The following is a 10,190-nucleotide window of genomic DNA, read 5'->3' on the forward strand; positions in this document are numbered from 1 at the left end:
TCAGCGGCGTGAAATCAGCCTCGGTCGTGATCTCGTGGCAACGTCAGAGATGGCCCGAACGGATCCGGGTGCCGACCTTCGCGGAGAGACGCTGGTGCGGTACGCCGGCGGCCAGGCAGGTGCGCGACACGATCTCCTGTGAGCCGGCGTCGAAGACGCCGTAGACCACCTCGTCGCTGGGCACCGAAACCGTGATCAGCAATTGGACGGGCGTGCCTTCGCCAGTGGCGACGGCGGCGGCCGCGTCCAGGCGCGCGACCAGCTCGTCGACGCACTGCTCGCTGAGCTCGGGCAGGTACCACTCCGCCAGATAGCACGCGGCTCCGCCGCTTCCGCTCATGCGCAAGACGGTAGCGGTTCGTCAGGCTAAAGGAATCGGGTGTTTCCCTATGATCTTGGCGGTTATGCCGCCGCGCCCGACTTCAGGTAAGTGACCAGGCTGACGTCGATGCCCTCGTCGATGAAGTACCACTGGCAGCCCTTGAGGTACTTCATGTAACGGTCGTAGTTCTCCTCGCCGGCGGCGGCGATCGCGGCATCCTTGTTGCGCTCGAGGCGATCGGCCCAGATGCCGAGCGTCTTGATGTAGTGGTTGCGCAGCGAGATGGCCTCCGGCACAACGAACCCGGCCTTCTCGCCGTGCTCGATCATCATCTGCGTCGTCGGGAGCCGGCCACCCGGGAAGATCTCGGTGATCATGAACTTGATGAAGCGGGCCATCTCGAAGGTCAGCTTCTTGCCGCGCTCGGCGAGGTCGTACGGGTGGTAGCCGACGCTGCTCTGAATCGTCATCCGGCCGTCTTCGGGCAGGATGTCGAAGCACGTCTTGAAGAAGTCGTCGTAACGCTCGAAGCCGAAGTGCTCGAACGCCTCGATCGAGACGATGCGGTCGACGGGGGAGTGGAACTGCTCCCAGCCCTCCAGGCGGACGTCGAAGGTGCGCTCGCTGTCGAGCTTGCCCAAAAGCTGGTTGCAGTACGCCTGCTGGTTCTTCGACAGCGTCAAACCGATCACGTTGACGTCGTACTTCTCCATCGCCCGCTGCAAGGTCAGGCCCCAGCCGCAGCCGACCTCGAGCAGCGTCATACCCGGCTTGAGGTCCAGCTTGTCGAGGTGCTGGTCGACGTTGGCGATCTGCGCTTCCGACAGCGTCGCGTTGGGCCCGGTGAAGTACGCGCAGCTGTACTTGCGCGTCGGGTCCTGGAACACGCCGAAGAAGTCATCCGACAGGTCGTAGTGCGCCTGGATGTCCTCGAAGTGAGGCCGCATGTCCTTCGGAGCCGAAAGGTCGGCGACTTTGGACCTGCTGCCGGTTGAGTTGTCAGACATAGTTGCTCTGCTTGGCCTTTCCCGATTACTCCCAATGACGTGCTCAACTGACGCATCGTCACGTGATGATCTGGTGGTACAGACTAGCGGTCAGCGGGAGTCGAACCCTAATTCGGCAGGCCGCTTAATGCGCCTATTTGGCCAGGGTGAACTGGTTGACGTCGATGTAGCCGACCCGGAAGCCATGGGCGCAGCCCGTCAGATAGTGCATGTAGCGGTCGTAGACCTCTTCGGACTGCACGGCGATCGCCTCGTCCCGGTGGGCTTCGAGGGCCGCGGCCCAGCAGTCGAGGGTGCGCGCGTAGTGCGGCTGCAGGCTCTGCCGCCGGGTCAGCTCGAAGCCGGCCTGCTCAGCGTGTTCACCGACCATCTCGATGGTCGGCAGATAACCGCCCGGGAAGATCTCGGTGAGAATGAACTTGACGAATCGCGCCACCGAAAAGGTAAGCGGCATACCGCGTTCGGCCATCTGAGGCAGGGTGAGCGCGGTGATCGTGTGCAGCAGCATCACCCCGTCTTCGGGAAGGACTCGGTGGGCCATCGAGAAGAAATCGTCCCAGCGGTCCCTGCCGAAGTGCTCGAACGCGCCGATCGACACGATCCGGTCGACGGGCTGGTCGAACTGCTCCCACCCCTGCAGCAGCACCTGCTTGGACCGCGGGCTGTCCGAGGCGTCGAAGAGCTGCTGGACGCGGGCATGCTGGTTGTTGCTCAGGGTCAAGCCGATGACGTTGACGTCGTACTTCTCGATCGCCCGAAGCATCGTCGAGCCCCAGCCGCAACCGACGTCGAGCAGCGTCATCCCCGGCTCGAGCCCCAATTTGCCCAGCGCCAGGTCGACCTTGGCCTGCTGAGCCTGCTCGAGCGTCATGTCGTCGCGCTCGAAATACGCGCAGCTGTAGGTACGTGACGGGTCGAGCCACAGTGCGAAGAAGTCGTCGGAGAGGTCGTAGTGCGCCTGGACGTCCGCGAAATGCGGCGTCAGGTTGCGCGTTTTAGCCATGTCGGTGCCTTTCTGGGCGATCAGAAGCTCGCAGTCGCCTGTGACAGCTATCAAGCCCTGAAGCACTCGGAGGCGAATCTACGCCCCGACGGCCCAGCAAACCAATCGTGAGCGCGTCCGCGCAGGCCCGGGCCGCCGTACTAGACGGTCGCGGCGAAGTTCGTCTTGAGCTCGCCGATGATGTCGTCCCAAAGCGGTTCGGGCAGCTCATGGCCCATTCCGTCGAACAGGACCAGCCTGGCGTTGGGAATCGCCTTGGCGATCGCCCGCCCGCCGGACGGCCGCATGAGTTTGTCTGCCTTGCCGTGCAGCACCACGGTCGGCGCGCTGATCTGGCGGTCGTAGGGGCGCAGGCTGCCGCTGCCCAGGATCGCGGCGAACTGACGCCCGATGCCGGCGGGATAGTAGGAGCGGTCGTAACCCTCGATCGCGTCGGCCCGCAGCCGCTCCTCGGAAGCGGGATAGCCGGGACTGCCGATGATCTTGCTGACCCTGACGGCGTTCTCGATCGCGGCTTCGCGGCTGGAGTCCTTGGGCCGCTGGAGGATCGCGAGCAGCTGCTGCGGGCCCGGCGGCGGCAGCAGCGCTTGGTTGTTGCTCGAGAAGATGATCGCCAGCGTCTGGGTGCGTGGCTGGTGCCGGGCGGCGAACACCTGCGCGATCATGCCGCCCATCGACGCGCCGACGATGTGGGCCCGCTCGATGTTCAGGTGGTCGAGCAGCGCGGCGGCGTCGTCGGCCATGTCTTCGAGCGTGTACCCCGCCGGGCTGCGCAGCCCGACCAGTGAGCGAAGCATGCGCGGCAGCAGCGGCGCGCCGGCGTGTACCCCGCTGAGCTTCGACGACAGGCCGACGTCGCGGTTGTCGAACCGGATGACGCGCAAGCCCTGGTTCACGAGCTTCTCGCAGAAGTCCTTGCGCCACAACAGAAGTTGGGCGCCGAGACCCATGATGAGCAACACCGCCGGGTCGTTCGGGTCACCCATGTCCTCGTAGTGGATCTCGAGTTCCCCGGATGCGGCGGTGCCGGTCCTGGTCTGCACTTAAGTCTGCACCTCGCTGTCGAGCTCGTCGTCGTGCTCCCTGCTGACCTCGACCATGAAGTTGGCGAAGTAGCCGGTCAGCTGTGGGTCGGACATCATCTGCCACTTCGGTGCGAGCAGCTTCATGTAGCGCTCCACGTAGAGGAACTGCTTGCCGATCAGCACCAGTTCGCGCGGCAGCTTGACGTCGTACGCCTCGGCCAGCGTCGACAGCTGCTTGCCGATCTCGGCGTAGCTCAAGTCGCCCAGCGTCGACATGGTCAACGGCGTCGCGAACTTCTCGAGGTCCTTGGCCGCCTGCGCCTCGGGTTTCATGGTGCCGACGGCGCCCATCAGCACGACGATCTTGCCCGCCGCGGCGTGGTCCTTCTTGACCAGCAGCGCGTACACGAGTTCGCGCAGCAACCACCGGGTGCGGGGGTCGATGCGCCCCATGATCCCGAAGTCGAAGAACACAATCTTGCCGTCGTCGTCGACGTAGAGGTTGCCGGCATGCAGGTCGCCGTGGAACAGGCCGTGGCGCAGGCCGCCCTCGAACACGCTGAACAGCAGCGCCTTGACGAGCTCGGTGCCGTCGAAGCCCTGCTGCCGGATGGCCTTCACGTCGTCGATGCGGGTGCCCTGGATGCGCTCCATGGTCAGCACCCGTTCGCTGGTGAGGTCCCAGTAGACCTGCGGCACCCGGATGTTCTTGCCCAGCGGCGAGGCGTGCATGTGCGACACCCAGGCGTCCATCGACTGGGCCTCGAGCCGGAAGTCCAGCTCCTCGGCCAGGTTGTCGGCGAAGTCGGCGACGACGTCCTGAGCGCTCAGCCGCTGGCCCAGCTTGGCGAACTCGACCAGGCGCGCGCCGCGCTTGAGAATCTGCAGGTCGGCAGCCACGCGCCTGCGGATGCCGGGCCGCTGGATCTTGACGACGACCTCTTCGCCGCTGTGCAGGGTCGCGTAATGCACCTGCGCGATCGACGCGGACGCGAACGGCTTCTCGTCGAAGCTCTTGAACAGGTTCTGCGGCTCGTCGCCGAGGTCCTCGACGAACAGCTTGTGGACTTCTCTGGGGTCAGCGGGCGGCACGCGGTCGAGCAGGCTGCGGAACTCCTTGGACAGTGGCTCGCCGAACGCGCCCGGGCTGGACGCGATGATCTGCCCGAACTTGACGTAGGTGGGGCCCAGGTCGGCGAAGGTCTGCGGGATCTGCCTGATGATCTTCTGCTGCAGCGAGCCGCGACCGGCGATGTTGGATGCGACCCGGGCGCCGGTGCGGGTGATCTGCCAACCCGTCGCCCCGACGCGAGCAGCCTCGATCGGGAGTGGCACCCGGTCCAGCTTGGCCACCTCGCGGTGCTTGGTTTTCGGCGTGGGACTCATAGCTGCAGTGTCTCAAAATAGGCCGCAGGCCGCGAAAACCTGTGGACGGGCTCACAGCGCGGCGGGTTTTTGCGCGAGTGACCGTGTTTGTATGCCGACACGCCGCGTGCCCTGTGCAGTTTGCGGTCGCTCAGGCTTCGGCGAAGGTGCGCTCCACCTCTTCGCGGGTGCGCACCGGGTCGTCGCCCGGCCGGTACGCCGGCAGCGTGTGCGGCACATCGGTGCCCGACGCAACCCTGGCCTGCGCCTGCTGGAACTCCGGGATCGGCCCCTGCGCCAGGTGCAACCCGTTGATGACCGTCCACACCGTCGCGCGCCGCGTGGTGCGCTCGACGATGTTGGGGTCCTTGTGCTGGATCAGCTGCTTGGCCCAGCGCGGCATGGTGTCGCGGATCGCCCAGTTGATCGCGCTCTGCGCCAACGGCAGGCCGGGTCCCGTCGCCACCGCCGTGCCGTGCGTGACGGCCAGTCGCGGCAGGTAGGACTCGAGGCACTCGGCGACCTCGGCCTTGGTCTGCGGCAGGTCGGTGCCGCCCAACGCCTGGCCGACGCGTACGAACTCGCGGTAGTACCGGTCGATCTTCTTGCCGCGCAACGGGTTCGGGTGATACAGCTCGTGCGCGGTGGCCAGGCCCCAGACCACGGTTGCGTAGTTCCAGCGCAGCCAGTCCGGGTCGTCGGCGTCGTAACGGGCGCCGTCGGGACGGGTGCCCTTGATCGTGTGATGCATCGACCGCACCGTCTGCGCCAGCCGCTCGGCGGTGTCGGTGGACCCGTAGGCCGTACCGATGAAGAACGCGATCGAGTGGCCGAGGCGGACCACCGCGCCGCGGGGATCGATCTCGGGTCGACCGACGCCGTGTTCGTCGCGCTTGACCAGCCGCGAGTGGTGCATGCCCATCCAGTAGATCGACGGGTCGAGCCGCTCCATGAACGCCGCACACTGCAGACCGAAGATCAGCGCCTGCATGTGCGAGTGCACGTGCCAGACCGCGCTACCGGGGCCGAACCAGCCCGGGTCACCGACGGGCGCCGCGAACTCCATGCCGCGGAAGTAGTTGCGCCGCACGTCGCGGTCGAAGCGCTGGTTGACGAACTCGCCGATGAACTGATGCGGCAGCAGGATCACGCCCGGCTCCTTTTCGCGAACTCTGGTCACGGTTGTCGCCAGAATACCCGCTTGGACACGGATGTGACCAGATCCGCGCCGAGCGGGCATACGCTGTGGTGATGTCGAGTCCCACCCGATGGGCGGGCGTGCCGCTGACGGACCGCCGCGCCGAGCGCCGTCTGCAGCTGATCGATGCGGCGTACCGGCTGTTCGGCGACGGCGGTGAGGCCGCGGTGTCGGTGCGCTCGGTGTGCCGGGAGTGCGGCCTGAACACCCGCTACTTCTACGAGAGCTTCGCCGGGACCGACGAGCTGCTGGGCGCGGTCTACGACCGGGTCAGCTCCGGGCTGGCGGAAGCGGTCTCCGGTGCGATGGGTGCAGCCGGTGATTCGCTGCGGGCGCGGACGCGGGCGGGCATCGCGGCGGTGCTGGGGTTCAGTTCCGAGGATCCGCGCCGTGGGCGGGTGTTGTTCACCGACGCCCGATCCAATCCCGTGCTGGCGGCACGGCGCGCGGCGACGCAGGACCTGCTGCGCGAGGGCGTGCTGACCGAAGGGTGGCGGCTGCATCCCGACACCGACCCGGTCGCCGCTCAGGTGGGCGCGGCGATGTACACCGGCGCGATGGCCGAATTGGCCCAGCAGTGGCTGGGCGGCCGGCTCGGCACGGATCTCGATGCGGTCGTCGACCACGCCGTGCGGCAGTGGTTGCGGTAGGGCACTCGGCGGCGCGCCGAGTGCACGGTCGGTGTACGCATTTTCCGATTTCGTGTACACCAGCCGTGCACTCGGCGGACGGGGGACTCAGGGCCGCCAGCGCTTGATCCAGTCGGTCTCCGGCCACTCCTCATTGGCGGCCATCAGCTCGTACATCGTTGCGTTATCGATGGATTCGCGGATGATGTCGGCGTGACCGGCATGGCGGCTCAGCTCCTCGATGAGGTGCAGAACCACCCAGCGCACATTCCAGTGGTCGATGTCGTGCGGAAACCACGGCACATCGTGCGGCACGGGAACCGGTGTGTCGAGGTCAGATTCGCCCAGCACTCGAAGAGTCTCGGCATTCTGCCGCTTGAGCGCGTCGAGTAGTGCGTCGAGTGTCTCGTCCTCGCGCATCACGTACTGGTCGCCGTACTCGGCGATGAGCTCTTCCATCGGGCGGTCGTCTTTCGGTGGAAAGTCGGGCGCGCAGGCCGCCCGCTGCACCCAACCGGCCTGCACGCCGGTGGCATGTTTGATCAGCCCGCCGACCGACAGCGCGCTGACCGACGGCGTGGACCGCGCCTGTTCGTCGGTCAACCCGTACGCCACCGCGAAGAACGCGTTCTGCTGAAACGCAAGGAACTCCAGCAGGCTCTGGCGTTCGTCGGCGGCTGGAGGCGGCATTCCGGGCATTGCTAATTCCTCTTCTCATCGGGGGTGTGCACGTAAAGGTCTCGGATGCAGGCGATTTCGGCGCCGTGGTGGATCAGTTCGCGGTTGATGTGCAGGACCAGCGCGATCATCGGATGGTCGGCGTAGGGTCCTTCGGCGGCTCCGCACGGCCGCGCGAGGTCAGCTTCCGACAGTCCGCGGACCCCGCCGATCCACGCGGCGTACTGCTCGTCGAGTTGCCTCAGCGCAGTGGCGGCGTCCACCGCGTAGGGCCACGTTTGGTAATCGGCTGCAGGGGCGCCGAAGTGGCTGTGGTTGCGCATCGCCAACACGCCGACGATGACGTGGGCGAGGCGCCAGGCGATGGTCGTGAACGGCGCCGGTTCGGGCTCCGGGTAGGTGAAGTCGATCGAGCCGTCGCGGTGCACGGTCCAGCAGTTCGGCACCGGTTGCCAGAAGTACTCGTCGTCGCTGAGCCCCTCGAGACGCGGACGCAGGCTGTGGTTCCAGTGGAACTCGAGTTGCTCCGCCAAGTGGTCGATGATGGCCATGCCGTTAGCCTGACAGCGCTATAGGACAGTTTCGGTCCTATAACTGTGGGAGATTCAGGGGCATGGCCGAGACGACGGGCCGGGTGTTGCAGCTGCTCGGGCTGCTGCAGTCGCGGCGGGTGTGGACCGGGGAGGAGCTGGCTGAGCGGCTCGAGGTGACCACCCGCAGCGTGCGCCGCGACGTCGAACGCCTGCGCGACCTGGGCTATCCCGTCCATGCCAGCAAGGGCCACGGCGGCGGCTACCAACTCGGCGCCGGGGCGGCGCTGCCGCCGCTGCTGCTCGATCCCGAGGAAGCGGTCGCGATGGCGGTGTGCTTGCGGCTGGCGGCAGGCGGAACGGTGGCCGGCGTCGGCGAGTCGGCGCTGCGCGCGCTCAGCAAGCTCGACCAGGTGATGCCCGCCCGGCTGAGATCACAGGTCGCTGCGGTGCACGATGCCACGGTCACACTGACGCCGACCTCCGATGCCCCGGTCGAGCCCGACGTGTTGATGACGTTGGCCCGCGCCTGCCGGGACCACGAGCACGTGACCGCGGGCTACGTCGACATCCGCGGCAATGCGACCCAGCGGCGGCTCGAGCCGTATCAGCTGGTCACCACCGGGCGGCGCTGGTATCTGCTGGCCTACGACCGCGACAGGCAAGACTGGCGCAGTCTGCGGCTGGACCGGATGGCCGACGTCCTCGCGCAGGGCAGCACGTTCGCCCCCCGGCAAGCACCGGACGCCGCGACGTATGTGCGGCGCTCGATCAGCGCATCGCCGTACCGCTACGTTGCCCGGGTTCGCTTTCAGGCTCCGGAAGATGTTCTGGCTCAGCATTTCTCACCGACATCGGTGACGATCGAGCACGACGGCCCAAACGCGTGCGTCGTGACCGCCGGCGCCGACGATCCCGAGCGGATGGTGTTGTACTTCGCGACCGTCGGCTACGACTTCGAGGTCCTCGAGCCGCCGGAAGTGGTGCGCGCGGTGGAGGCGGTGAGCGCGAGACTGCAGCGGGCGATTCTCAACCGGTGAGCTCCAGGCGTTCGGCCAGCACCAGGAACGCCGCTGCGAAGGGGTTGTCCGCGGTGTCCGAGCGCAGCTGTTGCCAGTCCAGTTGTTCGCGCACCGCCCGCACGGCGGGCAGCAGGTCGGCGAAGTCGCAGTAGTGCTCGTTCAGCGAGTTCAGCTTCTCGCGCAGCACCTCGGTGGGCGGCAGCACCCGCATCCGCACCGCGAGCACGTCGTACTCCTCGGCCGAAAGGATTCGCTCCTTGTCGACGGGCACCCCGTTGAGCCGGTGCAGCACGTCGATGACGAAGTCCTGCTCGACGCACGCTTTGAACAGCCAGTCCTCGGGCGTGCGCTCGACCCGGAAACCGGCTTCCTCCAACGTCGCCGCGGCCTTCTCGGTGTCGGGCTCGGCGACCACGAAATCCACGTCGTGCACCGGTTCCGGGCCACCGAACACCCACAGCGCGTAGCTGCCGGCCAACGCGAAATCCGGGCCCTGTGCGCGCAGCGCCGACGCCGCGCGCTTGAGCGCGTCGCGCAGATCATCGTTTCGCTGTGGCACTACTCTCCAGGGGCGACTGATGGGCTGGCAGCCATTGTGGGTAGCTAGTACCCATGCGGATGCGGATGGCCACCTTCAACATCTTGCACGGACGCAGCGTGCACGACGGCCTGGTCCACCGCGACGGACTGGTGCAATCCGTTCGCGAACTCGACGCCGACATCCTCGCGCTGCAAGAAGTCGACCTGGACCAGCCGCGTTCGGGCATGGCCGACCTGACCGCGGTCGCTGCCGAAGCGATGGGCGCGGTGAGCCACCGGTTCGTCGCCGCGATCTCCGGTACGCCCGGTGCGACGTGGATGGCCGCCACCGGAGACGAGCAACCCGGCACCGCCGCCTACGGCATCGCGCTGCTGTCCCGGTTTCCGGCGGAGTCATGGCAGGTGTTGCGGCTGCCGCGAATTCCGATGCCGTTCCCGATGTACCTGCCCGGCGCCCGCCGCATCCAGATCGTCAACGAGGAGCCGCGCGCGGCGATGGTCGGGCAGTTCGACACCCCGCTGGGTTCGTTGACCGTCGCAAACACGCATCTGTCGTTCGTGCCCGGGTGGAATCGCGCGCAACTGCGACGGGTCCTGCGCGACATGAGTGGCTTTCCCTCGCCGCGGGTGCTGATGGGCGACCTCAACACGGCGCCGGCCACGGTCCGGCGGTGGACCCGGCTGCGGCCGCTGGCCTCGGCGCTCACCTTCCCCGCCGAGGAGCCCGACCGTCAGCTCGACCACATCGTCACCGACGACCCCGGGCTGAGAGTGCGGCGATGCTGTGCGCCGAAGCTACCGATCTCCGACCACCGAGCCCTGGTCGTGGACGTTTCGCGGGACTGAGGCGTGGCCCCCTCGTAGGGTTTGG

General features: G+C 67.0%; 12 protein-coding genes. 3 read left to right on the forward strand and 9 right to left on the reverse strand.

Annotation, left to right across the window (positions count from 1 at the left end; genetic code table 11):
* Nucleotides 1–43: 43 nt before the first annotated feature.
* The 6 genes from A5663_RS05995 to A5663_RS06020 all read right to left on the reverse strand — a co-directional run bounded on the left by A5663_RS05995 (nt 44) and on the right by A5663_RS06020 (nt 5,869).
* Nucleotides 44–340 (reverse strand): hypothetical protein, encoded by a 297-nt coding sequence (locus A5663_RS05995; RefSeq protein WP_068145233.1) that lies wholly within the window; start codon nt 338–340, stop codon nt 44–46.
* A gap of 62 nt (nt 341–402) precedes the next feature.
* Complete coding sequence (locus A5663_RS06000) at nt 403–1,329, reverse strand: cyclopropane mycolic acid synthase family methyltransferase (protein ID WP_068145238.1); 927 nt, start codon at nt 1,327–1,329, stop codon at nt 403–405.
* Nucleotides 1,330–1,462: 133 nt separating this feature from the next.
* Nucleotides 1,463–2,332: a cyclopropane mycolic acid synthase family methyltransferase gene (locus A5663_RS06005; RefSeq protein WP_068145351.1), complete on the reverse strand. Its 870-nt coding sequence runs from the start codon at nt 2,330–2,332 to the stop codon at nt 1,463–1,465.
* A gap of 140 nt (nt 2,333–2,472) precedes the next feature.
* Entirely contained in the window at nt 2,473–3,375 is a 903-nt protein-coding gene (locus A5663_RS06010) for an alpha/beta fold hydrolase (RefSeq protein ID WP_068145242.1), read from the reverse strand.
* Nucleotides 3,376–4,743, reverse strand: a complete 1,368-nt coding sequence (locus tag A5663_RS06015; RefSeq protein WP_068145245.1) for an AarF/ABC1/UbiB kinase family protein — start codon at nt 4,741–4,743, stop codon at nt 3,376–3,378. It abuts the gene before it with no gap.
* Between the two features lie 130 nt (nt 4,744–4,873).
* Nucleotides 4,874–5,869: an oxygenase MpaB family protein gene (locus A5663_RS06020; protein WP_068145354.1), complete on the reverse strand. Its 996-nt coding sequence runs from the start codon at nt 5,867–5,869 to the stop codon at nt 4,874–4,876.
* A gap of 104 nt (nt 5,870–5,973) precedes the next feature.
* Here A5663_RS06020 and A5663_RS06025 point away from each other — a divergent pair, with 104 nt between their 5' ends.
* Nucleotides 5,974–6,570: a TetR/AcrR family transcriptional regulator gene (locus A5663_RS06025; protein ID WP_068145356.1), complete on the forward strand. Its 597-nt coding sequence runs from the start codon at nt 5,974–5,976 to the stop codon at nt 6,568–6,570.
* Nucleotides 6,571–6,657: 87 nt separating this feature from the next.
* Here A5663_RS06025 and A5663_RS06030 read toward each other — a convergent pair whose 3' ends face one another.
* Both A5663_RS06030 and A5663_RS06035 read right to left on the reverse strand, forming a co-directional pair.
* Entirely contained in the window at nt 6,658–7,248 is a 591-nt protein-coding gene (locus A5663_RS06030; RefSeq protein ID WP_068145248.1) for a DinB family protein, read from the reverse strand.
* 2 nt (nt 7,249–7,250) lie between these two features.
* Nucleotides 7,251–7,778 carry a DinB family protein gene (locus tag A5663_RS06035; RefSeq protein WP_068145250.1) on the reverse strand — a complete coding sequence of 176 codons (528 nt, stop codon included), beginning with the start codon at nt 7,776–7,778 and terminating at the stop codon, nt 7,251–7,253.
* A 62-nt stretch (nt 7,779–7,840) separates the two neighbouring features.
* Here A5663_RS06035 and A5663_RS06040 point away from each other — a divergent pair, with 62 nt between their 5' ends.
* Nucleotides 7,841–8,797 carry a YafY family protein gene (locus A5663_RS06040; RefSeq protein WP_068145253.1) on the forward strand — a complete coding sequence of 319 codons (957 nt, stop codon included), beginning with the start codon at nt 7,841–7,843 and terminating at the stop codon, nt 8,795–8,797.
* On the opposite strand, the gene A5663_RS06045 is transcribed toward A5663_RS06040, so the two are convergent.
* On the reverse strand, nt 8,787–9,338 hold the full coding sequence (locus A5663_RS06045) for a nucleotidyltransferase (protein WP_068145256.1): 552 nt from the start codon (nt 9,336–9,338) through the stop codon (nt 8,787–8,789). The two genes, A5663_RS06040 and A5663_RS06045, sit on opposite strands and share 11 nt — an antisense overlap.
* A gap of 59 nt (nt 9,339–9,397) precedes the next feature.
* Between A5663_RS06045 and A5663_RS06050 the strand changes: the two genes are divergently transcribed.
* Nucleotides 9,398–10,165, forward strand: coding sequence for an endonuclease/exonuclease/phosphatase family protein (locus tag A5663_RS06050; protein ID WP_068145359.1), 768 nt, complete (start codon nt 9,398–9,400; stop codon nt 10,163–10,165).
* Nucleotides 10,166–10,190: the final 25 nt, after the last annotated feature.

The sequence above is a fragment of the Mycobacterium sp. E740 genome (assembly GCF_001672895.1).
Lineage (GTDB): Bacteria > Actinomycetota > Actinomycetes > Mycobacteriales > Mycobacteriaceae > Mycobacterium.

Bases quoted from the DNA above. Each gene is read 5' to 3' on its own strand.
- A5663_RS05995 (WP_068145233.1), bottom strand. From the start codon at position 340: ATGAGCGGAAGCGGCGGAGCCGCGTGCTATCTGGCGGAGTGGTACCTG.
- A5663_RS06000 (WP_068145238.1), bottom strand. From the start codon at position 1,329: ATGTCTGACAACTCAACCGGCAGCAGGTCCAAAGTCGCCGACCTTTCG.
- A5663_RS06005 (WP_068145351.1), bottom strand. From the start codon at position 2,332: ATGGCTAAAACGCGCAACCTGACGCCGCATTTCGCGGACGTCCAGGCG.
- A5663_RS06015 (WP_068145245.1), bottom strand. From the start codon at position 4,743: ATGAGTCCCACGCCGAAAACCAAGCACCGCGAGGTGGCCAAGCTGGAC.
- A5663_RS06025 (WP_068145356.1), top strand. From the start codon at position 5,974: ATGTCGAGTCCCACCCGATGGGCGGGCGTGCCGCTGACGGACCGCCGC.
- A5663_RS06030 (WP_068145248.1), bottom strand. From the start codon at position 7,248: ATGCCCGGAATGCCGCCTCCAGCCGCCGACGAACGCCAGAGCCTGCTG.
- A5663_RS06035 (WP_068145250.1), bottom strand. From the start codon at position 7,778: ATGGCCATCATCGACCACTTGGCGGAGCAACTCGAGTTCCACTGGAAC.
- A5663_RS06040 (WP_068145253.1), top strand. From the start codon at position 7,841: ATGGCCGAGACGACGGGCCGGGTGTTGCAGCTGCTCGGGCTGCTGCAG.
- A5663_RS06050 (WP_068145359.1), top strand. From the start codon at position 9,398: ATGCGGATGGCCACCTTCAACATCTTGCACGGACGCAGCGTGCACGAC.